Origin of the sequence: Pumilibacter intestinalis (assembly GCF_943193005.1) — a bacterium.
In the GTDB taxonomy this organism is placed as follows: domain Bacteria; phylum Bacillota; class Clostridia; order Christensenellales; family Pumilibacteraceae; genus Pumilibacter; species Pumilibacter intestinalis.
In genome coordinates this window covers 36,074-62,968 of record NZ_CALPCH010000002.1, presented here as the reverse complement: position 1 = coordinate 62,968, position 26,895 = coordinate 36,074, and the positions used below count along the sequence as shown (strand labels likewise).

At 49.9% G+C, this 26,895-nt stretch carries 25 protein-coding genes; 1 reads left to right on the top strand and 24 read right to left on the bottom strand.

The features are described 5' to 3' along the window. Positions 1-248: 248 nt before the first annotated feature. The 13 genes from NFR55_RS01300 to NFR55_RS01240 form a co-directional block, all read right to left on the bottom strand. Complete coding sequence (locus tag NFR55_RS01300) at positions 249-2,465, bottom strand: MGH1-like glycoside hydrolase domain-containing protein (RefSeq protein ID WP_251545423.1); 2,217 nt, start codon at positions 2,463-2,465, stop codon at positions 249-251. Positions 2,466-2,476: 11 nt separating this feature from the next. Further along, complete coding sequence (locus tag NFR55_RS01295) at positions 2,477-3,970, bottom strand: Rne/Rng family ribonuclease (RefSeq protein ID WP_251545421.1); 1,494 nt, start codon at positions 3,968-3,970, stop codon at positions 2,477-2,479. After that, positions 3,967-4,620, bottom strand: coding sequence for a TIGR03936 family radical SAM-associated protein (locus NFR55_RS01290; RefSeq protein WP_251545419.1), 654 nt, complete (start codon positions 4,618-4,620; stop codon positions 3,967-3,969). The genes NFR55_RS01295 and NFR55_RS01290 overlap by 4 nt, the downstream gene beginning before the upstream one ends. Further along, on the bottom strand, positions 4,614-6,395 hold the full coding sequence (locus NFR55_RS01285) for a TIGR03960 family B12-binding radical SAM protein (protein ID WP_251545417.1): 1,782 nt from the start codon (positions 6,393-6,395) through the stop codon (positions 4,614-4,616). The genes NFR55_RS01290 and NFR55_RS01285 overlap by 7 nt, the downstream gene beginning before the upstream one ends. After that, positions 6,392-7,891 (bottom strand): DUF4132 domain-containing protein, encoded by a 1,500-nt coding sequence (locus tag NFR55_RS01280; protein WP_251545415.1) that lies wholly within the window; start codon positions 7,889-7,891, stop codon positions 6,392-6,394. The genes NFR55_RS01285 and NFR55_RS01280 overlap by 4 nt, the downstream gene beginning before the upstream one ends. Positions 7,892-7,951: 60 nt before the next feature. Continuing rightward, positions 7,952-8,806 (bottom strand): M50 family metallopeptidase, encoded by an 855-nt coding sequence (locus tag NFR55_RS01275; protein ID WP_251545413.1) that lies wholly within the window; start codon positions 8,804-8,806, stop codon positions 7,952-7,954. A gap of 10 nt (positions 8,807-8,816) precedes the next feature. Next, the gene (locus tag NFR55_RS01270) at positions 8,817-9,077 is read right to left on the bottom strand and encodes a hypothetical protein (RefSeq protein ID WP_251545411.1); all 261 of its coding nucleotides are present in this window, start codon (positions 9,075-9,077) and stop codon (positions 8,817-8,819) included. A gap of 46 nt (positions 9,078-9,123) precedes the next feature. Beyond that, positions 9,124-9,351 carry a hypothetical protein gene (locus tag NFR55_RS01265; RefSeq protein ID WP_251545409.1) on the bottom strand — a complete coding sequence of 76 codons (228 nt, stop codon included), beginning with the start codon at positions 9,349-9,351 and terminating at the stop codon, positions 9,124-9,126. 17 nt (positions 9,352-9,368) lie between these two features. Continuing rightward, a complete protein-coding gene (minD, locus tag NFR55_RS01260) occupies positions 9,369-10,160 on the bottom strand; it encodes a septum site-determining protein MinD (protein WP_251545407.1) in 792 nt (263 codons plus the stop codon). 102 nt (positions 10,161-10,262) lie between these two features. Continuing rightward, positions 10,263-11,651 carry a phosphoglucosamine mutase gene (gene glmM / locus NFR55_RS01255; protein WP_251545405.1) on the bottom strand — a complete coding sequence of 463 codons (1,389 nt, stop codon included), beginning with the start codon at positions 11,649-11,651 and terminating at the stop codon, positions 10,263-10,265. 178 nt (positions 11,652-11,829) lie between these two features. Continuing rightward, positions 11,830-12,843 (bottom strand): rod shape-determining protein, encoded by a 1,014-nt coding sequence (locus tag NFR55_RS01250; protein WP_251545403.1) that lies wholly within the window; start codon positions 12,841-12,843, stop codon positions 11,830-11,832. Then, positions 12,844-13,389 carry a Maf family protein gene (locus tag NFR55_RS01245; RefSeq protein WP_251545401.1) on the bottom strand — a complete coding sequence of 182 codons (546 nt, stop codon included), beginning with the start codon at positions 13,387-13,389 and terminating at the stop codon, positions 12,844-12,846. A 7-nt stretch (positions 13,390-13,396) separates the two neighbouring features. Beyond that, complete coding sequence (locus NFR55_RS01240; RefSeq protein ID WP_251545399.1) at positions 13,397-14,911, bottom strand: Ppx/GppA phosphatase family protein; 1,515 nt, start codon at positions 14,909-14,911, stop codon at positions 13,397-13,399. A 262-nt stretch (positions 14,912-15,173) separates the two neighbouring features. On the opposite strand from NFR55_RS01240, the gene NFR55_RS01235 reads away from it, so the two are divergent. After that, on the top strand, positions 15,174-17,747 hold the full coding sequence (locus NFR55_RS01235; protein ID WP_251545397.1) for an NHL repeat-containing protein: 2,574 nt from the start codon (positions 15,174-15,176) through the stop codon (positions 17,745-17,747). Here the strand turns inward: NFR55_RS01235 and NFR55_RS01230 are convergent. The 11 genes from NFR55_RS01230 to NFR55_RS01180 all read right to left on the bottom strand — a co-directional run bounded on the left by NFR55_RS01230 (position 17,744) and on the right by NFR55_RS01180 (position 26,687). Continuing rightward, positions 17,744-18,382, bottom strand: coding sequence for a single-stranded DNA-binding protein (locus NFR55_RS01230; protein WP_251545395.1), 639 nt, complete (start codon positions 18,380-18,382; stop codon positions 17,744-17,746). The two genes, NFR55_RS01235 and NFR55_RS01230, sit on opposite strands and share 4 nt — an antisense overlap. A gap of 7 nt (positions 18,383-18,389) precedes the next feature. Continuing rightward, positions 18,390-19,157, bottom strand: coding sequence for a polysaccharide deacetylase family protein (locus NFR55_RS01225; RefSeq protein WP_251545393.1), 768 nt, complete (start codon positions 19,155-19,157; stop codon positions 18,390-18,392). A gap of 216 nt (positions 19,158-19,373) precedes the next feature. After that, the gene (locus tag NFR55_RS01220; protein WP_251545391.1) at positions 19,374-20,699 is read right to left on the bottom strand and encodes an MATE family efflux transporter; all 1,326 of its coding nucleotides are present in this window, start codon (positions 20,697-20,699) and stop codon (positions 19,374-19,376) included. 43 nt (positions 20,700-20,742) lie between these two features. Beyond that, on the bottom strand, positions 20,743-21,582 hold the full coding sequence (locus NFR55_RS01215) for an RnfABCDGE type electron transport complex subunit B (protein WP_251545389.1): 840 nt from the start codon (positions 21,580-21,582) through the stop codon (positions 20,743-20,745). A gap of 17 nt (positions 21,583-21,599) precedes the next feature. Further along, a complete protein-coding gene (locus NFR55_RS01210) occupies positions 21,600-22,181 on the bottom strand; it encodes an electron transport complex protein RnfA (protein ID WP_251545387.1) in 582 nt (193 codons plus the stop codon). Next, positions 22,178-22,780 carry an electron transport complex subunit RsxE gene (gene rsxE / locus NFR55_RS01205; protein WP_251545385.1) on the bottom strand — a complete coding sequence of 201 codons (603 nt, stop codon included), beginning with the start codon at positions 22,778-22,780 and terminating at the stop codon, positions 22,178-22,180. The genes NFR55_RS01210 and rsxE overlap by 4 nt, the downstream gene beginning before the upstream one ends. Positions 22,781-22,783: 3 nt before the next feature. Further along, positions 22,784-23,434, bottom strand: a complete 651-nt coding sequence (locus NFR55_RS01200) for an RnfABCDGE type electron transport complex subunit G (protein WP_251545383.1) — start codon at positions 23,432-23,434, stop codon at positions 22,784-22,786. After that, positions 23,431-24,543 (bottom strand): RnfABCDGE type electron transport complex subunit D, encoded by a 1,113-nt coding sequence (locus tag NFR55_RS01195; protein WP_251545381.1) that lies wholly within the window; start codon positions 24,541-24,543, stop codon positions 23,431-23,433. Before NFR55_RS01195 ends, NFR55_RS01200 begins: the two co-directional genes overlap by 4 nt. Beyond that, positions 24,540-25,838: an electron transport complex subunit RsxC gene (gene rsxC, locus NFR55_RS01190; protein WP_251545380.1), complete on the bottom strand. Its 1,299-nt coding sequence runs from the start codon at positions 25,836-25,838 to the stop codon at positions 24,540-24,542. Before rsxC ends, NFR55_RS01195 begins: the two co-directional genes overlap by 4 nt. A 48-nt stretch (positions 25,839-25,886) precedes the next feature. Further along, on the bottom strand, positions 25,887-26,315 hold the full coding sequence (locus NFR55_RS01185) for a sulfite exporter TauE/SafE family protein (RefSeq protein ID WP_251545378.1): 429 nt from the start codon (positions 26,313-26,315) through the stop codon (positions 25,887-25,889). Continuing rightward, positions 26,316-26,687 carry a TSUP family transporter gene (locus NFR55_RS01180; RefSeq protein WP_251545376.1) on the bottom strand — a complete coding sequence of 124 codons (372 nt, stop codon included), beginning with the start codon at positions 26,685-26,687 and terminating at the stop codon, positions 26,316-26,318. It lies immediately after the preceding gene. Between the last annotated feature and the right edge of the window lie 208 nt (positions 26,688-26,895).

Below are 26,895 nucleotides of genomic sequence, written 5' to 3'. Positions count from 1 at the left end.
TACCGTATAATAATCGCACGGCATACTCAATCTATAAGTACAAGGCAACGGTCTGTTACAAAATTTTTTCCGATTGTTTACAACCGATAAAACGACTCCTTGGTCACTCGAAAAATACAACGGTTACGTTTTATGGAACTTCGAGTAAGGTGCAAGGCGTCGATACGAAAATTCATGCGTAGCAAATCGACGCCTTGCATAAATATTAAAAGAGGCTTTACAAAGTTTTTTGCAAAGTCTCTTTTGTTTTATACCGGTTGTATGTTCACCATGCCGTCGGCGGCGATTACTTTAGAGCGCCCTACGGGCACGATAAAGAAATATTTCACGGTGGTTTTCTTATCGGCGCAAGGCATATTTAAGTGCACCGTTATGTTTTCGTGCGCGTCAATCATGAATTCGCATCCTCCCGAGGTTTCGAGGAAATTGCGCACCGCAAACTTTCCTCCCTCGCCGTGGAATATGTTCAGATTGTCGGCAACGAGCTTTGTGGAAAGGTCGTTCACCTCTATGCTGTACGATTTGCCGAGCAGTTTTATATTCGTGAGCGAGTGGTCGCCGGGCACGAAAGTGCCGAATTTGAGCGCGTGGGTTTTAAGGTCGGGACGGAAATATTCGAGGTCTATCAGTTCCTGCAATCCTATCATGGCGAGCATATTGCCGTAAGCCGAAAGATATTCTTTGGATTTGTAACGCTTGCCGTTAGGAAGATAAAGCGAATAGTTTTCCACGTTGTCGTTTTCGTTGTTCTGCCACAGTTTGGCGGATTTGTACGCAACCATGCCCGCAATCTCGTCCAATCCGTAACGGGTAAGCCCGTGGTAAATAATGTAATTTACATACGGCACTATACTGCCGCGGTACTGCAAATACGGCGGGTTGCGGTGTCCGTTGTTGGTGGGCTTCCCCTTTACCCCGTATTCGCGATTGTTTATGCTCAAAGTGGGTATTATATAGTTGCCCCAAAAACGCATAGGGTCGGTAAGCGTGTTTACGAGCGCACCGAGTCTGCGCGGAGTGTCTACAGCGCCCGCGATAAGAGGATAAAAGCTGTTCGCGCCGTAACCCGTAGCCCATTGCCCCGTTACATAACGCTCCATGTATATCCCCTCTTCGTCGTTCCAAAAAATATCGTTAACCACCTGCACGAGGTCGCGGCGGGCTTTGGCATACTTGTTTTCGTCCGAAAGCGAAAACATACAGCATATGCGCTCGAGTATATCGAAGGCAAGCAGTTTTAGACTCGTGAGGTCGAGGCTGTACATCTGCATTGTGTTGTATTTTTCTTTGAGCGGCGAGTCGTGCCACTTATACGCCACTTCTTTTTTGTCCGACCCGCACACTATGGGATTGGGGTCGGGCGGATACAGCTTTGCGAGCTTTTTATACAGCTTGAGCATATCCGACTTTTCCGTGGCGTGGGCGTATACGTGCCACACGGCAAGCAAAGCCATAACCTTATCTTCCACGGTATAAACAAGCTGATTTACCGCCTTATCTATGCCCGTAAGACACCCGAGCACGGCGCAACAGTTCTCTTCCAACCCTTTAATATCGAAATATCCGGTGAGAACGGAGCGTTGCGGCGAATATATCTCGGTGAGCAAATACGGATAATATATGCGTGACCAAAGCACCGAGTTGAACATGCGTTCCGCGGGTGCGCCGAGCACACCCGTGCCCATGGTTTTGTTTACGCCGTACCGCAGTTCCGCCGTTTCGATTTGGCTTATTATTTTATCCATGCGCGGAATGTCCGCCGTGAATATTTTTTCGTCGCCCACCGCCGCGTATACGTATACGCTCGGTTGGTTTTTGTTTATAACAAACTCCATTATGGCTTCGTTGAACGCGCCGTTCGCGCTGTCGCTCGGCTTGTTGAAACTTTGCGCCATAAAATACTCGCGCTCGGGCTCTGCGTCGCCCACGGCAAGATAACGGTCGGTAAACACCGCCGTAGAGTCGCCTAGCGTGACGTTGCCGGGTACTACCGCCATATACGGGCATCTGCCCTGCACGTTTTCGCCCTCTATGCTAAGCTCGCTGAACGCCGAATAAAAGGGATAAAATATAACGCGCACGCGCATTTTCTTACGCGCCGAAACGCGCAGTATAACGCTTTGTTCGTTGTGTTTAACCCATTTCGCGCTTAGTGCGCCGCTCGCAAAATGAGCAAAGCTGCCGTCGGCGGTATTGGCGCAACTCGCGCTCAAATTGTTTACGAAATCGTCGTTATCCAGCCATTTCTTTCCGTCGAAACAGCATACTTTTATGCCCCACATAGAGCCGTATTTACCCACGAGCATCGCGCCGTTTATGGCGGCGTAATCGTAGCCCACGCCCTGAATATAACGCCCAGGAAAGTTCTCTTCGCCTATTAGCGGGCCTTCGTTCTTTTCCTCGTAGAACTTATCGTTGAAAGGAGGACGGAACGCAAAACCGTATTCTTTGTTTATATACCGCATATACCCTCCCGTCAGTACAGTAGTTTAGCCGTTACCGGCAAAGTCATAGAGATTTCGTCGTTGCCCGTGATTTTGAATTCGAGCGGCTTGACTTTTCGGTCGGGCGACAAATAAATGCGCTTGTCCCGCCATTCGTTTTCGCATACGGCAGAGAAATAGCGGCTTGCGAATATTCTGTCCATTATATCGGTGTTCACCGTAACCACGGCGTTCTTAAACCCGTTTTCGGCAAACAGCCGCTTGAGCTCGGACTTGAGCCTGCGAGCCACGTAGTCGCCGTTGGGCACGTATCCCATGCCGTTGCAGTGCTCGCACACGTCGAGCAGTTTGGTGTACAGCGGTTTACCCACCTTTTTGCGCGTGATTTCCACAAGCCCGAGTTGGGTCATATCTTGCACGCGGGTTTTTATCCTGTCGCGTATCACCTCGTTTCGGAGCGCTTCAACCACGGCGGCTTTGTGTTCTTCGTCCGCCATATCTATAAAATCGACAACGATTATGCCGCCTATGTTGCGCAACCTAAGCTGACGCGCTATCTCTTTGGCGGCTTCCATATTGGTGAAATACACCGTTTCTTCTCTGTCCGCGCCCGCCGTAAAACTCCCCGTGTTCACGTCTATAGAGGTGAGTGCTTCGGTGCGGTCTATAAATAGAGTGCCGCCGCTCGGAAGCGACACTTTGCGCTCGAGCAACTTGTCTACCTCTCTGCCTATTCCGAACAAGTCCCAAACGTCGTATGCGCCCGTGTAGTATTCCACCTTGTTGCGGTATTCGGAATTCAATTCCATCAGAAGCATTTTAAGGCGGCTTACCGTCTTTTCGTCGTTGCAAACAATTCTCTCAACGTCGCTGCTGAGCATATCGCGCACCGCTCTATACACAAGGTCGTCCTCGCTGTGAAGCAGTCCTATGCCGTCGGCGGCGTCGTAGTCGCACTTGATTTTATCGTACATAGCCTGCATGCGTTTGATTTCGGAAACTATATCGTTCTTTTTTGCGTCTATACACACCGTGCGAGCAATCAGTCCGCCCCCGCTCGGCTTGTGTTTCACGAGCAGTTTCGTGAGCATTTCCCGCCTGTCGGGGTCGGTGATTTTATTGGATATGCCCACAAAGTCTATATCGGGCAAGAGCACCACATATCTACCGGGCAAAGAAATGTTGGAGGTAAGCCGCGCACCTTTTTGCCCCGACTCTTCTTTGGTGACCTGCACCATCACGAAGTCGCCCGCTTTTTCCTTGAGCGCACTCGGCACTACCCGCTTTAAGTCGGAGCGGTCGTCGAGAGTTTCTCCCACGTACAAAAAGCCGTTCCTCGACCGCCCTATATTTACGAAAGCAGACTCGAGACCTTGCAAGACGTTCTCTACTCTTCCTTTGTATATATTACCGGTCAAACGGTTCTTTTCCTTGTATTCTATGTGAAACTCGATAAGTTTGCCGTCCTCTATAAGAGCCACGCTCGACATATCGAGTTCCACGTCAATCAAGACAGAACGCTTCAAAAGACACTCCCGAATAGTATTTTATCCAAATTGTTTCCGCCTAAGTCATACATAGCCGTTTTACGTATATCGTATCCGTAGGCAAAACCGAATTTTTTGCTCAAAAATCCCATCAACCGTTCTGCGCGAAGATTTTTGTTACCGCAACAAAGCCGAATTTTTACAGTATTCCGATTGGGCACGGTAGCCGAAATTATAAGCGACTTAACGTCTTGCACGCGCGTTTCGCCTTTGGCAACATACTCTATAACGCACTCTTTGCCGCCGCAAAACGCTTCAACCTCTTTTAAGTCGGGTTCTATGCCACGCATAGTTACGGTATAATCGGCAAAACACATAATTTTTGCCACATTTGGGTCTTTGTCCGCTTTGGCGGCGGCAGTAATTTTTACCCCCTCGGGCAAAGTACGCGACAGCTTTTCCATAAAGGCATGCGGCTCTTCATGCGCGTAAACGCAAAAATACTCGCACTCGCTTTCCGTCCCTATGGGAAGGGGTTGCCCGAAAAATATTTTCATGTGCGGATTGAAACCCTCGCTGTACTCGGCTTTTATTCCAGCCCGCCTTATTCCCATGGTAACGGCGCGAAGCATATCGAGATGCGGCACGAAAACGGCGTTTCCCAAACGGGTATACTTACATATCAGCATTTTCCGCCTCCCGCACAGTTTTTCTTGAACGCCGAGGGATATTCTCTGTTTATCCCGCAATTGTTGCAACCTTTGCGACAATCGGCGGTGAGCTCGCACTTGCGCGACTTCTCGCGCTCTGCGAGCAAAAACTCTCTCGATATTCCCGTTTCCACCCTTTCCCAGGCAAGCGGCAACTCGAGCGACTGCTCCCCGCAATAATCCTCGCCGTTCACTCCGCACTTTTCGAAAGCCGCCGTCCATTTGTCGTAGTTAAAATATTCGGTCCAACTGTCGAAAATACAACCCGATTCATACGCCGCTCTTATAACGCCGTTCATTCTTTCGTCGCCGCGGGCAAGCGTGGTTTCTATGCGCGAAGTTTTTCCGTCGTGATAACTGTATTTTATGTTAAGCGGGCGAAGTATACTCTTAAGATAGTTTTGTTTGCGTTCTATTTCCTCGAGCGATATTTGCGCCTCCCACTGAAAAGGAGTAAACGGTTTGGGCACAAACGTAGAGGTAGAAACGCTTAAAGAGAGTTGTTTGCGTGACGTAGCATGCTTTTTATAGCAATATTTTATCTTTTTTACTATATCGGCAATCCCCGCAAGGTCCTCGTCGGTTTCGGTGGGCAACCCTATCATAAAATAAAGTTTCACCGAATGATAGCCCTTTTCAAACGCATAGCGGCAAGACGAGAGAATATCGTCTTCGGTTACGTTCTTGTTTATCACGTCGCGCAGTCGTTGCGTTCCCGCTTCGGGCGCAAAGGTCATGGAACTCAATCGCCCCGACGCCACAAACTCCGCTTCGAAGCTGTCCACACGCGTAGACGGCAACGAAATATTAACTCTCCGCTCGTCGCAAATCGGCTTAATTTCGGCGAGCAGTTCGCGCAAACACGGATAATCGCAGGTGGAAAGACTGGAAAGCGTTATTTCGTCGAAACCGTTATTGTCTATAAGCTCCTCGGTATAGCGTTTGAGCGTTTGCGGAGTGCGCTCGCGCACGGGGCGATAAATCATGCCCGCCTGACAAAAGCGGCATCCGCGCGTGCAACCGCGAAAAATTTCCAAAACCGCGCGTTGAAACACCGCTTCTATATTGGGTATCTGCACTTTTGTGGGAAAGAACGCCGTTTCGAGACTGTCTATAACCGCGCGACGCACCTTGCCGCGACTTACGCCGGGCACAAACATTCCGTCTATCTCGGCAATTTTCTCGAGAGTTCGAGCGCGGCTCATTCCATTTTTCTTCTTTTCGGCAAGCACGTCGGCAAGTCGGCTTATCGCCTCTTCCCCGTCGCCTATACTGAATACGTCTATAAAATCGGTAAGCGGCATTGGATTTATAACGCAAGGTCCGCCCGCTATAACTATGGGCGAGTCCTCGCTTCGCTCGGTGCGCAAAATAGGCACGCCGCCGAGCTCGAGCATTGCAAGTACGTTGGTGTAAGACATTTCGTACTGCAAGCTAAATCCCACCGCGTCGAACTCGCTTACGGGAGTTTGCGTTTCCTGACTGAAAAGCGGCATGTTGCGCTCTTTAAGTTCCCGCGCCATATCCACCCATGGCATATAACAGCTTTCGCAAGCAACGTCGGGGCGTTCGTTGAGCATAAAATACAGTATTTTAATGCCGAGATTACTGTGCGCCACTTCGTAAACGTCGGGAAAACACATCAAAAATTTCACGTCGGCGTTTTCTTTTATAATCGGCGTGTTGAATTCCCCGCCGCAATAACGCGCGGGCTTATCCACTTTAAGCAATAAATCTTTTATTTCGGGTTTCATTTGCACCCCATGAGTTCGTATGCCGAATACATGAATTCGCTGAAAGTCCTCGCGTCCATTCTCGCAAGCGAAAGCGGTGCAACGCCGTCGACAAACTGCTTGCCGCCCAAACGCACAACGTCTCTTTCTCGGTAAAATTTTACGCTCTGCACCCTAACCGCAAAATCCGCAGGCGCGGAAGAAAAATCGAAGGGCGCTATGTTTACCACGCAAAGTATGCCGTTGCGGCAAATTCCCACCTGAGAAGTAAAACTCTCGCTGTCGCGGTTGAGAGCGCGAAAGCCGATTTTGCGCATTGCGTTCTTGAATTCGCCGAATTCCGTCATCATGCCCGCTATACCGAAACAAGCGTTATTGCTTTTATCCGCCTCGGACGCAACGTAAACTTTTCGCTTTACCTGCTCAAACGGCTGTACTATGTTTAACCTCTTTATAAATTCGGTCTTGTAATTGAGTTCGGCGGGATGCAGCACTCTCACCTCGCAGTCCGCGGGCAACTCGATGGGCTTGTTTTCTATATCGAATATCTTCCCCGAGTCAACCACCGCGATATCGGTTAAATTGCCGCCGCGATAAACGCCGAAAAACAGCTTGTCCGCAACCTCGTGAAAGGGCGACAAAATGAGTTTTTCTTTGAATTGCTCGGGCGAAAAAGGCGTGCCGAGCACCATGGCTTCGTAAAAAAAGGCTTCCACCCGCCGTTTATCGGGATTTTCGCCTATATCTTTCGTTTGCAAAGTCCTGTCGCCGAGTAACTTGAGCACAGATTTCGACTTTTCGGTTTGGGCGAGCTCGCTCAAAAACGCGCTCACGTCGGGGTCGTTTTTGAGAGTGAGCAGCAGGCGCACCGCGGCAACTTTGCCGTCGTTTTTAAGCGACGAATAAAGCGGGCGCACGTAAGCCGTAACTTCCGATTTGTATCCGCGGAGTATTTTGCGAGCGGCAACCTTGTTGACCCCTTTGCCGAACATGGCAAGTTCGGTAAGGTCGCGCACCGCCCGTTCCCTGTCGGCGGCTATCAGTATGGAAAACAGCTTAAAATCGGTATCGTTCTTTCCGAGATATTCCCATGCTCTGCCGTAGTCGGAAACCGCGAGTTTTGACAAATACCATTCCGAAGACGATTTCCAAACGTACAACCTGCTCTTTCTATCCGAGGTTGCGGCAAGGAAAATCATGGGTATAAACTTAGCCTCGCTTATACCGCAATCGAGTGCGGTTTGCACAAACAAACTGAAATACCTTGTGTTTATGGTGGAGTTGCCGCCCGTTGCGGCAACGTAATCCGCACTCGTCTTTTTCATATCCACGCGCCCGTTAAGACAGGCGCAATACATAAGACTTACTATCTGCCCGTAGCGTTTTTCTCCGAGCATGAATTCGAGTACGCGCTTGCGGTCCTCCGAGGAGGTTTGCGGCGCGAAAAAAGCGCGCCCCGCCGTATCCGCCGACGAGTCCGCTTCTCCGAGCAACGATATTATTTGCGCGTGAGTCATGTATACCACTCCTTGTATGCTTTTAATTATAACACACACGCAAAAAGTTTTCAAGCTATTTTATGCAGAAAATACCCACGAAGGCAACTCGCGCACTTTGGTATCCCGCCCAAATCCGGTCAAACAGTTTTCGAGTTTGGTTTCGGACAGATAAGCCACGTGTTCCAAAGCCGAATTAACTATATCGAATTTGCAATAATAACTGCCGTTGAGCATTTTGGAAAGCGCGTCGAGCGTAAGCTCGTCCGATACCATTATTTCGCGCACCGTTAGCCCGTGTTTCAATTTTTCGCTCCTGTAAGCCATACTGTACAACCTTTGATATTTGCTGTTTTTATCGGGAAACAAAGTTCCCGTAAGCACGAAAAACGCCATGAGCGCAAACGAAAAATTTACCGAATAGAAAACCGAGCAAACAAAAAGCGCACAAAATCCCGCGCAAACAACGTACCCGAAGTATCTAATAACCTTATAAGCCTTTTGCCGCGGTAGTTTGCGTGACATAATAGCCAAAAGAGCACGCCCGCCGTCCAACGGGAATATGGGCAACAAATTCGTTAACGCCGTAAATATGTTCGAAAAAACGAAATCTTCGGTAAAAAAATAGGCGGCGGGCGCAAGCCACCACACCGCGGTAAAGAGCACGGCAATAAAAACGTTGGATAAGGGTCCGGCAATAGCTATGAGAAATTCGTCGCGGCAATTCATCCCCTCGAATTCGCCCGTGAGCGAAGCCCCGTACGGCATTATCTTGATTTTGCCGAGAACGTAGCCGCGTTTACGCGCCACTTCCGCGTGCGCCATCTCGTGCATCACCACAGCTACGAAATAGCCGATTAGCGTAAATCCGTAACCCAAAAATACCATCACCGCGGCAAAGACAAAAACAAGCGGCGAAATTTTGATTTTCGTCACGGCTTATCGGCTAATCCTTTTCAAACAGTTCGGCTATATACCCGAACGCATCGAAACACACCGCGTCTTTCACCTTCTCCGCCGCGGCGGCGTGATATTTTATATCCACGAACTTACCCACGAACAACGCCGCGCCGATAGCCAAACATATCAGCGTTTGCACGAAAAGCGTTTTAAGAAAACCGCCGCCTTGCGGCTTCTTTTTGTTCACGATTTGGTCGTTCGCCGCAACTCGGCTTTGCACCTTATTCATTCCGCTGTATTTGTCCATACGTTCACCTCGCTTATATATATGACGAAGCAACGCGGAATAGAAATCATTCCTGCGTATTTCTCAGCCTAAGCCCCACCGACTTTACATTGAGTTCCACCTCGCCCGTATCGCACGGCTTCAACTCGGCACAAAATTCGGACAGTATGAAAAACCGCTCGAGCGTTTGGCGCACCTCGCTCTTTATAAGTTCGGCGGTCCTTTCGTCTACATTGCCCCTGTCTTTCAAAAACATATCTCCGAGGCGGGTTTTCATGTTATTTATGCGTGACATAGTATTGTTTTTCCGCACTAAACTATCTTTTTAAGCGACCGCTTTATGCTTCCGAAGAAACCGCGGTACTTTTTGGTAACGTCGAAAATTTTCACGTTTCCGCTCAAAAGATTGTCGGCAAGCATGTTTACAGCCACGTCGCCCTCCGATTTTTCCTTTTCGTCGGTTAAAAAACAGTTATACGTATTTATGGCGTCATCTTCGGGCAACACCCCCAAAGCGGGTATTTGCAACAAGTCGGATATGTCCGCATAGTCGAGTTGCTCTTGCCCTATCACCATATCGCCCCGAGCGCGGTTCAACACAAGGCTTGCTTTAATCTTGTAACTTTTAACTATCGCCGCAACCTTGTCGGCGTCGCGCAGTGCGGAAATGTGCGGCGTGGTAACAACGAGAGCTTCGTCGGCGGCGGCTACTGCTCGGTGAAATCCCGCCTCTATTCCCGCAGGACAGTCTATAAATATGTAATCGAAAGAGGGTGAAAGCGAATTGATGATTGCGCGTAAATTCTGCCCGCCTATTCTCGCTCCGTCGTCGTAGCTCGCGCCCGGCAACACGAACAATCCCGATACGGCAACGTCCTCCACAAGAGCCTGCCGCGGGCGGCAACGGTTCTCCACAACGTCGAGAATATCATACACAACCCTGTTCTCTATATCCATTACAACGTCGAGATTGTTAAGACCCAAGTCGGCGTCCATGAGCACCACGCGCTTGCCCCTTTTCGCAAGAGCGCGCCCCACGCCGGCGGTAACAGTGGTTTTACCCACACCGCCTTTGCCCGACGTTACAACTATTACTCTCGCCATATTCGTATCTCCTTCACGTCCAACCGTAAAAAATGCGTGTACAAACATTATAGTACACGCATTTTTTTCGATTTTAACTCTTATTGTCGAAATGTGGGATTTTCAGGCGAGCGTCAACCCTTTGCTTTTCATGGTATTAACAACGCCGTCCACGCACTCGTTGCACATTTCCATGCTCTCGGCCTCCACCATTACCCGCACCACGGGTTCGGTACCCGACGGGCGAACGAGAATTCTGCCGCTATTGCCCAGCTTTTGCTCGGCTTTTTTCACAGCCGCCGCAACGTCGGCGTCCGACAGAGCCGTTTGTTTGTCTTTTACCGCCACGTTCTTGAGCACTTGCGGATAAATCACAAGCGGTTCGGCAAGTTTGGAAAGCGGGAGCTTTTTCGCAAGCATAACTTCCATCATTTTCAGACTCGTAAGTATGCCGTCGCCCGTGGTGGCGTATTTGGAGAATATAACGTGCCCCGAGTTCTCGCCGCCCAAACGGTGACCGCCCGCCGCCATGCTCTCGTATACGTATTTATCGCCCACGGGAGTTTTGATATAATCTATGCCTTCTCGCTCGAAAGCCTTATATAGACCCAAATTAGACATAACCGTAGTAACAACGGTGTTGCCGAGCAACTTGCCGCGCTGTTTCATGTACATTGCGTAGATATACAAAATGTGGTCGCCCGTGATTACGTTGCCCTTTTCATCCACGCACAAGCACCTGTCCGCGTCGCCGTCGTAAGCAAAGCCAACGTCAAGCCCCCTTTCCTTTACGAACTCGGCGAGCTTTTCGATGTGGGTAGAGCCCGCGTCCTTGTTTATGTTGAGTCCGTCGGGATTTGCATTGATAACGTAGGTGGTTGCGCCCAACGCCTCGAATACCGATTTGGCGATATTCCACGCACTGCCGTTCGCGCAATCGAGTCCCACCTTTACCCCGCGGAACGAATACATTCCGAGCGATATGAGATAGCCTATATAACGGTTTCTGCCAGAGGCGTAGTCAACGGTTTTGCCCACTTTGTCGCGCGTGCCGTAAGGCAGTTCTTTTATCTTCTTGCCGAAAACCTCGAGCTTGCCGTCTATATAATTTTCCACAAGCTCAATCACGTCGTCTTCCATTTTTTCGCCGCGCGAATTGAGCAGTTTTATGCCGTTGTCGTAATATAAATTATGACTCGCGGATATCATTATGCCGCAGTCGAATTCGTCCACACGCGCCACGTAAGCCACCGACGGCGTAGTGGTAACGTGCAACATATAGGCGTCCGCGCCCGACGCCGTAAGCCCCGCTATGAGCGTATACTCGAACATGTAGCTCGACTTTCGGGTATCCTTTCCTATAACTATCCGCGGTGCGCTGTCGTCTCCGTTTCTGCGCTTGAGTTCGCCGTAATACCAACCCAAAAATCTGCCCGTCTTATAAGCGTGGTCGGCTGTGAGAGTAACGTTCGCTTCTCCGCGAAATCCGTCCGTTCCGAAATATTTGCCCATGTTTTCTCCTTGGAAAATTAGATTTAACGATTTATTCTACCATTCGGCGGTGCGATTGTCAATCATACGCACATAATGTTTTTATGCAACACGGTCGATTTTATCCACAAAAAAATACCGCAAAACGGACAAAATCGAGTTTTATGCGGTATTATGCGTGACATAATTGCATTTTTCACTACTTTTGTATCAAAATTTCGCGCAGTAGCTCTTTATCGCCGAGCAATTTGCCCGCGCCGAGTATCGCGCAGTAAGCGGGCTCTTCCACCGTGTATACGTTTATGGCGAGCCGCTCGGAGAATACTTTTTCAAGCCCGAGCACTTTGCTACCGCCGCCCACCACATATATGCCTTTGTTGTTAATCTCGCCCACTATCTCGGGCGGGCAGGTGTTTATTATGCTTTCAACCGCGTCGGCAATGCGCAGATAGTACGGCTTTAGTACGCCGCAAATATCCGCCGCCGTAACGTACGCGCTGCCCGTGTTTTTGGTTTTCACGTTTCTGCCCGAAACAAGCAGTTCGGAGGTGTCGTTTTCATACAAACTGCCTATTTCGTTTTTGATTTTGCGAGCCGTGCCTATGCCCACTTTGAGGTCGTATTTGCCGGCTATAAAGTCCATAACGGCTTTGTCCATCATCTTACCGCCTATGGTTATGCCGCACCCCGAAACCACGCCCGAAAGGCTTAGCGCGGCTATTTCCGTTGTACCCGCGCCTATATTAACCACCACTCCGCAACCCGCCGACCCTACCGGCAAATCCAGCCCTATGCCCGAGAGAATGATGTTGTCTATCATAGTTACTTCGCTTATTCCCGCCATGGCGCACACGTCTTCGTATTCGGTGCGCTCTTCAAGGTTCAAACCCGTGGGAACGCCGAGTATCGCCTTTATTCTCGGAAAGAAAATGTAATTGGGCGGCAGTATCTTTTTTATGAATTCTTTGAGAAGCAGTCCGCACGCTTCCGCGTCGGTTATAACGCCGTCGGTTACCGGTTCTACTATGCTCGTGCGCTCGGGCGTTTTTCCGAGCATCTTTTCGGCCTGAGTTCCAACCGCGTATACGCGCTTGTTGCTCGGCTCGCCTATAAAAGCAATCACGGTAGGCTCGCGCAACACTATGCCGTTGCCCGGCACGTATATAGACGTGTGCCCCGTCCCTATTTCCACAGCTATTTCCATCACAGCCATTCAGAGAAACTCCTTAAGCGTTTTTTCAAGTGTACCCACGGGCAACCCCACAACGTTGTCGGCGTCGCCGTCCACCCGCTCTATAAGCGAGGCTATCGCCTCGTCTTGCAATCCGTAGGCGCCCGCCTTATCCATGGGCGCACCCGAATTTATGTATTTGCAAACAACGGCCTCGTTATACTCTCCGAACGTAACGAGCGTTTTGCAGTATGCGGTTACGGTTTTAACTCCGTTTGTAACGCATATGCCGGTTATCACCTCGTGAGAGTTTCCGCAAAGCAAACGAAACATTCTTTGAGCGTCCGATTTGTCTTTGGGCTTTCCGAGTATTTCGCCGCCCGCGCACACAACGGTGTCCGCTCCTATAACTATGCCGCCCGTTTTGCCGAACACGTTTTCGGCTTTGGCTTTGGCGAGTCCGCAAGCATAATCCGAAACGCCGCCGCCCGTATAAGGCGGTTCATCCGCGTTCGAGGGAAAAACCGCGGCGCGAAGCCACGGTATCTGTTTTATGAGCTCCGCGCGTCTGGGCGACGCCGAAGCCAAGACCACATTATAAAATTTCAAGATTTTTCTTGTAAGCTCTCGCGAACTCCGCGCCCGCCGTGAGCGCGTCTTTTATCTCGAGCGAGCAGTCGCCCTCAACCTCGGTTTTCATTATCACGCTGTCGCCGAGCACGTCGCAGTTAAGCGTTTTAACCGCGCCTGACATGGGTCTGTCCAAACTCTCGGCTATGCGCAATATCACTCCGAGCTTCATTACCGCAACCAAATCTTCCTCGCGGAGCAACTCCTTGAACTTGTTCCACTCTCCCGCGGGGAATTCATCCATGCGGTGGCAGTAAGCCACGAACGCCGCAAGCACGAGGTCGCGGTGCGTTATGCCGTACAAATTGCTGTTAAGAATGAAATAAAAAGAGTGTTTGGGGTGGTCGTAGAATTTAATGCGCATGCCCGCGTCGTGCAATAAAGCCGCAACTCTAAGCACTTTAACGTACTGACGGGGCAGTTTGTGCAACACGCGCAACTGCTTGTAAAGCTGAATGGACAAATTGCAAACGTGCTCCGCGTGCGGAATATTCACGTCGAAATAGTGCATCATGGTGTAAACCGAATGACCGAGCACGTCCGAAATGGGCTTCTCCACCGTTGTGGGCACGGCATGATTGAAAATTATTCCTTCGCGTATACCCGAACCCGATACAACGAGGTTCTTAAAGCCGGTAAAATCGAAAAATCCTTTTATGCACGCAAGCGCGGAACTGAAAATATCGGCTCGTTCCACGCTTAGCCCCTTTATTTTGGTGCGCTTGTCCGCGTCGAGCACTTTCACCATATCGTATATGGAATTGAAATCGTCCGAACTTATATTGTAGTTATGTACCATATCGAGCGGATAACGCTTCATGCGCTTGCATATTTTTGCAAGATTGCGGAACGAACCGCCCACGCCCACAAACTGCACGTCGGGGTCGATTTCCTTAAGCCAGGCAATCTGCGAAAACTGGTCGTGCACGTAAGTTTCTATCATCTTGGACTGTTGCTGCGGCGTAAGATTGGGGTCGTTGAACAGGTCGCTCAAAGTTATCGTGCCGAACGGAAGATTTTCGCGGTTAAGCACGTTTCTGCGATTGTAATGAATAAGCTGAGTACTGCTTCCGCTTATATCCACTATAACCGCTTTGGGCACGTCGAGCGAATTTATAACTCCGTGGTAGATGTGCAACGCTTCCTCTTCCTCGGTGAGCACCTTGAACTTGAAACCGCAAACCGAGTTTATCTCCTCGAGAAAGCTTTTTTGGTTTTTAGCCCTGCGCACCGCGTTCGTGGCTATGGCGTATACCTTGTCCACATTGTAACTGTCGCACAGCTTTCTGAACATCTTAAGCGTTTTCACCGCTTGAGCCACGCGAGCGGGCTTCAAAAATCCGTCACGCTCCATGTCCTGACCGAGCCTGACGGATTCTTTCAATTCGTCGAAAACCACGAAATGACCGTTCGGTAAAATATTGGCGATAACAAGACGGGCAGAGTTACTGCCTAAGTCTATAACTGCTATTCTTTCCACTGTATATGCCCTCACCTTGAAGCTGATATATAATCCTTATAAAGTATATCACAAAAATTTCACCTTGTATAGACCCTTTCGAAAAATAAATTGCCTAAAATTGCAAACATTTTTTCGTACATATTTTACAATATAGCAATTTTTAACCCCAATAAAGCCGCATTATCGACAATTTATTTGCTTTTTTGTCGAAAAGTGTTATAATATATTCGTTATGTATTTCGCACGAAGAAAAAATAATCGTATACAATTTGCCGCGGTTATGGCTGCGGTAATCTTAGCGGCGTTTTCCGTTCTTTTCTCTTCGGCGTTTTCCGCTTTTAACGCACGCGCCGACCAAACCGAACCGCCCGAAGTTACCGTGATTAAGCACAAAACAAACTGCGCTTACACCTATTTCGACTATCCCTCCGCCCTGTTTGCAACGGGCAATTCTCTCACCGTAGCCGACGGCAACTCGCTCTACTCTTTCGACACCGACAACCTCGGCAAACAACCCGAACGGCAATCGTTCGACGGCGAATATGCCGACAAAATAGCCAAACACGGCAGTACGCTCATACTCTTATCGGACAACGTATTGAGCATAGGCGAGACAAAATTCGAAGGGATTACCGATTTTGACGTGTACGGCGATTACGTATACGCCATAGACGGACTTACGAGCGGCAAAATTTATAAGTTCTCGCTCGACTCCGAAATTATCGCACAAACCGAAGCGGCGGCATACGGCGAAAAGCTCTTCAAAATCGCCGCGGGTTCGGACGGAGTATACGTAAGCAAGTACAACCGCCTCAATCGTTATTTGAGCGATATAGTTCGCTATTCGGTATCGGACAGCAATCTTACCGAGCCGAACATATGCTTTACCTCCTCTAACAACGTTCTTCAAATGTGCGCCAAATCGTCGGGCATATTCTGCCTTACCCGCAAAGGAATTACGGCGTACGAACTCACAGGCAACAACGAACTTGTGGAAACTGCCTTCCTGCCCTGCACCGACGTAGCGGCAATTTCGTCGTCGGGCAACAAAATCTACGGCATAAGCGAACTCAAAAGCGTTTTCGAATCCGACTCGTCGCTTTCGGCAAGAAAGGAAATTCTCGCTTCGGCGCACGACGAAAAAGGATTTTTCAGCCAAAACGCAGGCTTCACCACCCGCAAAAACACAGTAGCCGTTGCCGACGAACTGAACAACCGCGTGCAACTGATACGAAACGACGGAACGGAAATTATAACCGACGGCATATCTCTCCCCAAAGCGGTTGCCATAGGATACTCGGGCAACATATTCGTTGCGCACAGCCGCAACAAGATAAGCGTGTTCGACGGAGAGAGTCTTACTCTAAAGAGAGCGTACGCCGCCGAAAACCTCGGAGATATAGAGTTTACCGCGCTCGTAATAGATTCCGACAACAACCTTTACGCCCTCGCCCAAACGGGACAGGTATACAAAGCCGACGATTTGCCCTTCGAGCCGATAGGAAGCGCGAACGTAAAATCCATTGCGGTATCGCAAAAAGACAACACCGTGTACGTATCCGACGGCACGACCGTACGCAAACTCGGCAACGACGCGCAAATCTTTACGTGCGCCGACGGAATAACCGATTTTTGCACCGACCATAACGGGAGTTTTTACGTGCTTACTCCGAGCGGCGACGTAAAAAAATTCGAGCGCGGTTCTTCCTCCCCCGTCCTTTCGGCGAGCACGTCCGCAAAATTCGTTTACGCAACCGCCATAGAGATGAACACTGTGCGCTTTACTCAAGATATTTCTCTTTCTTACGGGGATTTGCTCGTATCGGACACGGGAGCGCACGCGATTAAGTGCATAAAAAGCGACGTTTTGAAAGTAAACGACGGTTTCGAAATGAACGATAATCCGCCCGAAATAGACGGTTCGCGCACCGAATACAACGCAAACCGCAAATCCAAAGAAATAATATTCACCGTTGCGAGCGCGGAAATTTATCCGCAAGCCGCCGAAATAAACGCTTTGCCAGACAAACTCGGCAACGATATGCGCGTTATAATGCCAGCGTACGACTCGACCGCAAATTTCAACCTCGTTATAGCAGACAATCTCGCCGACGGTTCGGGCGACGGAGTTCCCGCCGTAACGGGATACGTTCACAAATCGTTCGTAAAGGAAAAACTCGCCTACAAGCCCGCCAAAACCGAGGTGTGCTATTCGTTTATAGGCGTTAAGGTGTACAAATACCCCACCTACAACTCGCCCGTTGTGGACGAGCACGAAAAAGACACCCGCTACAAACTGCTCGATTTCGTGTATTCGGACAACAACGGCAACGAAACTTACGGCTACACCGACAACCGCGGCACGGTTTGGTATCGCGTGGCGTATGACGGAACGGACGGCAAAACCTACGAGGGGTACGTTATAGGCAAATATATAAGGCTTCGCGGCGAAATCCCCAACGACCGCAACGTGTACCCCCGCGTAAACGCCAAAATAATCTCGCTCGAAAAGGGCAAAAATATTCCCGCCACCCTGTTCGATATGGATGATGACGGGAACATAAAGGAAGTTGACGACGCGTCGTTCCCCCCTCTTGCCGTAGGCACGGAGGTTGAGGTCGTGGGCACGTTCGACTCTTCCGAAAAATTCACTCTTATTAAATACTATCACGATGGCTTGGGCACGGTGCAGTTTTACGTGTACACCGCCAACCTCGAATACGACGGACTCAACATGGTAGCCGTGGTTGCGGTAATAATAATCATACTTACCGTAATACTCGGCGGCATACTCGTTGCGCGTTTCCTATACGTTAAACGCAACCGCAGATTAGGCGGCGAAACCAAAATTTAGTTTTCTTCTTCCTGCTCTCCGCACACAATTCTGCCAACGCTCAACTCGTAAGCCGTGCGCACCTCCGACTCCGTTTCGGACAGTTTTTTGGTGTATTCTCGGCTTTGTATTCTGCCGAACACGCATATCTTTTGCCCTACCTCGATATCGCGCACGAAACGAGCGTTACGCCCCCAGGCTATGCAGGGAATATAGTCCGACTTGTTGTACGCCCTGTTTACGGCAAGCAGTAAGTCGCAAATTTCTCGGTTGAACGGCGTTGTGCGATATACCGGCTCTTTGCATATATAGCCGCTAAGCTCCACCGTGTTGGGGTTTTGCCCCTCCTGCGGCTCGGTAAAGTCGCGTACAAACACCGTAAGCATGAGCTTGCTTTTCAGATTTTCCATTTTGTTGTAACTGCGGAACTGACCGTTCAGAGCGAGAGTCGCGCCGTTTTCTATGTTCACGCCGCTCATAAGCCGTTCCGACACGGTAACGGGTATGTAATCGCACTGGTTGCTAAGCCGCGGCACTTTAAGAACAAACTCGTAAAATCCTTCTCCGTACAGCTCGTGACTGTACTTGGGTTCGCTGTGTACCGTACCGCAAAGATAAACTTTGTTGTTTTTCAGATACGTGATTTCTGCATTCATAAGTAATTCATCTCCTTATTTGGCGTCCCGTGTGGTCGATTTCATAGCCTTCTCTGTAGATAAGGTCGCCTATCGTGGTAAACGAGTAGCCTTTGTTTTTCAATCCTTCTATAATGAGCGGCAAAGCCGATACCGTATTTTTGCCGTCGTTATGCATGAGCACTATGCTTCCGTTTTTCACTCCGCTCAAAACGCGTTCCGCCATTGCCTGAGCGGAAAGGTCTTTCCAGTCCAAACTGTCCACGTCCCACTGTATGGTGTATAGTCCCAGTTTCTCCGCCTCTTCGAGCACGGTGTCGCTGTAGTCGCCGAAAGGCGGACGGAACAACTCTACTTTCTTGCCCGTGACGTTTTCTATTATTTTCACCGACGAACTGAGTTCGAGCTCTATTTGGTTGCGCGAAAGTTTGGGCATGTGCGGATGAGTGTTGCTGTGAGTGCCTATCTCCACCCTGCCGCTGTCTGCGAGAGCCTTGAGCTGCTCCGGATATTTCTCCGCCCAAAAGCTCACCACAAAGTAGTTGGCGCAAACGTCGTAACGGGTAAGCGTATCCAAAATGCTCTGCGTTTTGTCCGCGCCCCAGCTCGCGTCGAACGATATCGCCACTTTTTTCTCTTCGGTTTCCACCGAATAAATGGGCAACTTGCGCGTAGTTTTGCCTCCGTAGACCGCCGCCGCTCCCGTTATACTCACGGCGGAAATCAACAGCGCAACCAAAACCGCTATAACGGCGGTTTTTATAATGCCCGACTTCTTTACAACCAAAAACCTCATCCCGTGCTCACGACTCCTTTATGATACTACCTTTTGTACCGTATAATACGGCAAAAAATGTCGAATTGCGGCTATTTTTCCCGATTTCGAAACGCAGTCCGCAAAACCTCGGTATGCCTTATTGTATGCCTCGATATAACGCGTTAGAACAAAAAAGTCTTTCGATACCAACCGAAAGACCGAAAAGACGACTTTCGCGGCTCAATATAACCGCCGCTACACTTTTGATTTGCTCTTCCACCTGCCCGAAAGGTAAAAAATCAAGCTCGCAACCGCGCCGAGCACCCAGCCTACCGGGAACGAAACGCACACCGAGGCAAAGCCCAAACCGCCCGCAAAGATAAACGACACGCCCACCCGCACTATAAGGTCGGTAAAGGTGGATATCATGAACGCGAGCATGTATCCCGAGCCGCGCAACAGCCCGTCGGTTACCACTTTATACGCAACTACGGGATAGCCCGCCGCAACGAACCATAAAAACTTTCTGCCCTCCGCTATCACAACCGCGTCGTCTTTGCCGTCGGTAAACATGGCAACCAGCTTATCGCCCAAAAACACGAGCAACATTATGAACACGGCGGCAACCGCGGCTATAATGAGCATAGCCGACTTATATCCCTGCTTTACCCGCTCGAAATCGCCCGCGCCCGTATTCTGCGCAGTGTAAGAACTGAGCGCGTTAGACATGGTGTTGAATATCGCCACGCAGAAAATATTAACTTTTATAGCCGCGCTGTATCCCGCAAGAACCTCTGTGCCGAAAGAATTTATAAGCCCTTGCACGCACAGTTGCCCCACCGAAATGAACGACTGTTGCAATATGCTCGGACCCGCCACCGAAGCTATCTTTTTGAGTATGGCGAAATCGAATTTTTTGTACGGGTTTTCGGTTTTAATCTTGGCAATGCGGGCGAGTAAAGTTGCCATGGCAAGCACGCCGCTAAGCCCCTGCGCTATAAACGTAGCCCACGCCACGCCTCGCACTCCCCATTTTACCGCGGTTACAAACGCTATATCGAGCGCAACGTTGAACACCGACGAAAATATGAGAAAATACAGCGGCGTTTTGCTGTCGCCCAAGCCCGTAAATATGGCTGTTGCGGCGTTATACAAAAACAAGAACGGCAAGCCCGCTATGTAGATATACAAATACGCGTTTGCGTCGTCGAGCACGTCTGACGGCGTTTGCAACAGTTTTATAACCGGTCGGCAAATTATAAGTCCCGTAACAGTCAAAAGCGCGGCAACCGCCATTATGCTTATAATGCTCGTCCACACCGCCGTTTTCATTTTGTCTAACTTTTTAATGCCGAAATATTGCGATATTATTACCGAACTTCCCACGCTCGCGCCGAGAGCCACAGCCAAAAACAGCATAGTCACGGGAAACGAAGCGCCGATTGCCGCAAGCGCGGACGTTCCCACGAATTTGCCCGCTATCACGCTGTCGGCTATGTTGTACATTTGCTGAAAAGCAGTGCTGAGCAGCATGGGTAGCGAAAAAGCCAACAATACTTTTGCCGGCTTTCCGGTTGTCATATCCTTTATCATAGATTGAAATATTCCTCTTTACCGCTAAATTCTACTTTTCTTTGAGTCTTAAAGCGGCGTTGTCCGCATACGAGAAGGGCAAAATACACTTTCTCGGGCACACTTCCTTGCATTTTCCGCACCCTATGCACTTGTCGTAATCTATGGCGGCGAGATTGTTGTCGAGAGCTATCGCGCCCGTAGGGCAGTTTCTCGCGCACAGTCCGCAACCTATACAGCCGCGTTCGCACACCGAGCTGACCTCTTTGCCGCGGTGAGTGTTGGAACACGCAACGTACACTTTGGCGTCTTTGGGAATTCTGCCTATGATTTTTTTGGGACACACCGCAACGCACGCGCCGCAACTCGTGCACTTTTTGGTATCCACAACGGCAAATCCCAAGTCTTTATCCACCGAAACGGCGTCGTACTTGCAACTTTCGGCGCAGCTTCCGAGCCCCATGCACCCCACCTCGCAAGCCTTGTTTCCGCCCGCTATGAGCTGTGCCGACTCGCAATCGCCGTATCCTTGATAGGCGCATTTGTTGCGGCACTTGTTTCCGCCTATGCAATGCACAACCGCAACCGTTTCTTTGCTCTTTTCCTCGCTCATACCGAGTATGCGAGCTATGTTGGCTTTGTTCACCGCGCTTGTGGGATTGCACTGCGACGGCTTGGCTTCGCCCTTAAAGAGAGCTTCGGCAAACGCCGCGCAACCGGGATATCCGCACCCGCCGCAATTCGCGCCCGCAAGATTGCGCTCTATCTCGTCTATGCGAGCGTCGCGGTCTACGGCGAGTTTTTCGCCGAGAAAGCTCAAACAAAACGCAAATACCGCGGCAAGCACGCCCACCGCGAGCACGGGCAAGACGAAAGTCATAAAAAACGTCATATTACTCTACCCCTTTTTCAAAATTGAAAACCCGTAAATCCCGAAAACGCCATAGCCAAAATGCCTGCGATTACGAGAGCTATGGGAAAACCCGCAAACGGTTTGGGAATACGCGCACGCTCCAGCTTTTCGCGAATGCCCGACATAAGAATAAGCACCATAGTAAAGCCGATACCCGTAAAAAATCCGAACACGAAAGTTTCGATTAGGTTATAGCCTTGGTCGACCACCATGTTTGCGGAACCGAGCACGGCGCAGTTGGTGGTTATGAGCGCGAGATAAATACCCAAAGAGTTATATAAAGTGGGACTGAAACGCTTTAGCACTATATCGAGCAACTGCACGAGCGAAGCTATAACGAGTATGAACACTATGGTTTGCAAATAGACTATATCCCAAGCCAAAAGCAATTGAAACAGCCCGTAGCACACAAGGCCGGAAACAGTGATAACGAACGTAACGGCAAGTCCCATGCCCACCGCCGAGTCCGTTTTTTTGCTCGTGCCCAAAAGCGGGCATATGCCGAGCGTTTTACTCAGCACAATGTTGTCGGTAAGTATTGCCGATATTATTATCGTTATTATGTTCGCCCAACTCACAGCGAGCTTCCTCCTTTAAGCAATTTTGCTTTGGCGTGATTGCGATACAGTCCGAGCACGTAATTAAACAACGCCATCATAAGCCCCAGCGTTATAAATCCGCCCGCGGCGGTTTCGAATATTCCGAAACCCGCGGCAATGAGAGCCATGCGCACCGCTCCGAGCAACACGAGCGAACAGGTAAAACCGAGCCCCATGCTAAGTCCGTCGAGCGCGGCATACCCTGCGCCGTTTTTGCTCGCGAACGCTTCCGCCCTGCCCAAAATTATGCAGTTAACCACGATAAGCGGTATAAATCTGCCTATAGACGCGTTGAGCGACGGCAAAAACTTTACGAGAAACAACTGCACGAGCGTAACGAAAGTAGCTATGATTATTATATACGACGGCAATCGCACTTTATCGGGTATTACCTTTCTCAAAAGCGACACGAACACGTTGGAAAACACGAGCACGAACGCCGTGGCAAGCCCCAATCCGAGCGCGTTTGTCACGTTTGTAGACATGCCGATTGTGGGGCACATTCCGAGCACGAGTACGAAAACGGGATTGTTGAGCAGTCCGCCGAGCGCGGTTTCTTTAACTTTCTTAATATCCATATTTTAAGCCCTCCCTTCCGCGTCGGGCAAATCGCCGAGAGCGAGCACGAATTCATTTGCGACGTTCACGCCGTCGGTAATGCCCGCAAGCGTTTTCTTTACCGTAACGCCCGTAGACGCCGCAATTTGCGAACTCGTATGAGTCGCGCTCGCGGACGTGCCTATAAACGCACCGTATACCGTGTTTATATCCGAAATATGGTCCCAAAAGCTCTCCATTTGCGACTTGACCGCCATACCCGTGATATTCTTTTGAGAGTCGTAAGCAATGAGCAACACAATCGCGTCAACGTAGCCTTTGCCTTCCGACTCCACAACGTAAGTGATTTTGCCGCTCGAGTTTTTGCTCTTATACAATGCGCGAACCTTTTTGTTGGAGCCTTTTTCATTGAAATCGTCTATGCTCTTTATCGCGTATTCGCCTTTGCTCAAATCGACCATTTCGATATATCGCTCGTTAAACGCCTTTTCGTCGTCTAAGCCCGTGGGTGCTATGGAATTTATCATATCGCTCGTAGCCCTGTCGAGCATTATTTCCACCTGCAAAAACTTATTTGCCACAGCCAAAAGAGCCACGCACACCACTGCTATAATTCCGAGCACCAAAACGCACTTGAGAGTGTTTTTTACAGTGTTCGACTTGCGGTTAATCATGCCTTTTCTCCTCCTTTCGCCTTTGCCGGTTTGGAGTACCCGAACGGACGCGGCACGATAAACTTATCTATGAGCGGCACGGTTACGTTCATAACGAGTATGGCAAAACTCATGCCTTCGGGATACCCGCCGAAACAGCGTATAAGCATAGTAAACAAAGCAATGCCGAACGCAAACAACGCGCTTCCCCAAAAAGTGTTGGGACTCGTGGAGTAGTCGGTTGCCATAAACACCGCGCCGAACACAAGCCCGCCGCTCATTACGTGGGCAAGCATGTTTTCGAACAGTCGCCCGCCCGTAAGCCCGTTCGCAACGCCGTCGAACAAAAGAGCCATTACCGCCGCGCTTCCTATAATAATGAGCGGAATGCGAAAATCGATAATCTTTTTAATGCTTAAGTACAAATATCCGAGTAAAAGCGCAATCATGCAAGTTTCGCCCACAGCCGCCGCTCCGCGGTTGCCGGTAAGCAAATTCAAAAACAAATTTTCGCCGTTTGTGAGCTTATCGCCGGAAAGCCATGTTGCTCCGCTCGACGCGGAAAGCAGACTGCCCAAGCCGGTCGTATTTGTGGCAACGAAGCTCGAGGAGAACGCGAGGAACAAAAACACGCGCGCGGTAGCCGCGGGATTTGCGAAATTTTTGCCTATTCCGCCGAAAAGCATCTTAACGAGCGCAATGGCAACAAGGCTCGCTATAATGCACAAAATCACCGTATCGCCGCCGAAAAGCACGTAATCCGCTCTATTTATACCGCCCACGTCAGGCATAGTACCGTATACGTTGAGGTCCCAACTCTTAACCACTATAACGCGCGGCAGGTTCAACGCGAGTATAAGCCCCGTAACGAGGCAAGAGCAGTCCCAACACGAAGACTCTTTCACCGCCTTGCGCGAAAAATCTTTTTTAATCGCCAAAGTATACAGTAGCTCGAACGCGAAACAACTGCCCATACACACCGCGGCGTTAATCACAACGTGATATCCGAAATACACAACCGCCATTACGAGCGCGGGCGTAAGCGCTATGATAACGTCGAGCATTATACTGCGAGTGGTCTTGCTCTTTTGCGCTATATGCGGGGAAACCGACACTGCAAGGTTTTTCATTTTACGCTCCCCTTTTCTCTTATTTTCTTTTTGGCAAGTCTTATGGACTGAACAAGCGGACGGTGCGCGGGGCAAACGTATGCGCACGAACCGCATTCTATACAGTTCATCGCCCCGTATTTCTCCGCGCCCGCAACGTCGCCCGAAAGTATGCACCCGTCTATATACACGGGCATGAGCCGCATGGGGCACGCCTTAACGCATGACGCGCAGTTTATGCAAGAACTCGCTTCCTCGCCCGCCGCCTCTTCTGCGGTGAGAAGCAGTATGCCGCTCGTGGTTTTGGTTACGGTGGCGTTTTCGTCGCTTTGAGCAAATCCCATCATGGGACCGCCAACTATAAGTTTTACGGCGTTTTCGTCTATTCCGCCGCAAGCGTTCAACACCTCGCCTATATCCGTACCCGTACGCACCCAAAAGTTGGCGGGATGTTTCACTCCGCCGCCCGAAACGGTGAGCACGCGTTTATAGCTCGGCACGCCTTTTTCCACAGCCGCATACACCGAAAAAGCTGTGTGCACGTTGTCTACTATCACGCCCACGCTCGACGGCAACTTTCCCACGCGCACCTTTCGCTTAGTTACGGCATAAATGAGCTGTTTCTCCGCTCCCTGCGGGTACTTTGTGTGGCATAATATTATCGAAACGTCGATTTTTGCCTCTTTTGCCGCGTTTTCGAGTATTTCCACCGCGTCGCTCTTGTTATCTTCTATGCCTATGTAAAACCTCGAAAGCCCCAGCGAACGCGCCATATACTGCGCTCCGAGCAAAAACTCGCGCGGATATTCGAGCATAATTCTGTAATCGCAGGTTAAGTACGGCTCGCACTCCGCGGCGTTAATTATAAACGAATCTATCTTTTCGCGCGGATTGAGTTTTACGGCAACGGGAAATCCCGCGCCGCCCATTCCCACTATGCCGCATTCGGCTATGCGGCTTATTATCTCTTCGGGCTTGGGGTCTTTGAGCGGAGGAAGAGTGATTTCTTCGTATTTTCCGTCGTTCTCAATGCAAACGTGATTTGCGTGCCCGTTTACCGTTGCGCGTTTTTCCACCGCGAGCACCTTGCCCGAAACCGACGAAAACACAGCGGCGGAAATCAAGCCGTCGGCTTCGCCAATCTTCTGCCCCGCTTTCACGTAATCGCCCGCCGCCACAACGGGCAACGCTTCTTTACCGAGGTGCTGACTCAGTGATATTCGCACGATATTCGGCGCGGGCAGTTCCGATACGGGGACTTGCGCCGAACGCTCTTTATTCGCCGGAGGATGTATTCCGTGCGGAAAAGTATTCAACTGTGTGCCACTCCTTTTGCAAACAAAACTTTTACGGAAACAAGTATATCATTTATAAACGCTTTTGTAAAGACTTATTTTGTCTTTTTCTCGAGCGGCTTTGCGGGCGCGTATCTTGCCGACTATAAGCGTAACGAGTTGATAAACTCCCAAAATCACGAGAAACCACCCGAAGAACGCCGAAAGTTTTCCGCCGCCCACCTTTCGTATCAACAGCGAGGCGGGCACGCTCGCCGCAACCGCAGGCAACGCGACCCACAGCAGATATTTGCAGTCCAAAAGTTTGTTGCGAGCGTGTATTATGAGCGCAACTACAGACATGGGGATAAACGCTATCAGATTGATAGCCTGCGCAACGTGCTGTTCCGTGCCGGTGGCAAGAGTGAGAAGCGGAATAAGCAAAGTTCCTCCGCCCATTCCCATGCCGCCTATCACGCCGCCCGTTACGCCTATTATAATATACAGCAAAACTTTCATTTAGAACAACGCCAACCTTACGCCTACGCCTATCATCATCACCGCGAAAGTAATTCCCACGGCAAAAGGCGGCAGTTTTTTGAGCAGTAACGCGCCTATTATGCCGCCCGCAACCACGCCGCCGCCCGTGGCGAGAGTGCCGAAAAGCGAAAAATACCCGCTTGCGATATAGGTTATCGCGCTGGCAATGCTTATGGGCAATATTATGAGTATCGCGGTTGCGTGCGCCTTTTTGGTTGGCTCGCCGAGCGCTTTTTCGAGCAGAGGAACGCACAGCATGCCTCCTCCGCCGCCGAAAAAGCCGTTTACGAACCCCACCAAAAGTCCGCCGCCTATCTTAACCGTTCTTTCTACGCCTTTTTTCAAAACCATACCTTAAATTCTTTACTTAAGGCGGCGCATTTATCCTTTTTACATTGTGAAATTTTGTAACAAAAGATAAAAAAAGTAAATTCCCCCCCCCGAAAACGTTTGCAAAAAAAGCGCGTTTATTATATAATTATATAATGTATATGCTATGGAGAAATTCGGCTCCGTTGCATATCCGCTCCAAATTATCAAATACTACTCAAAGGTAACT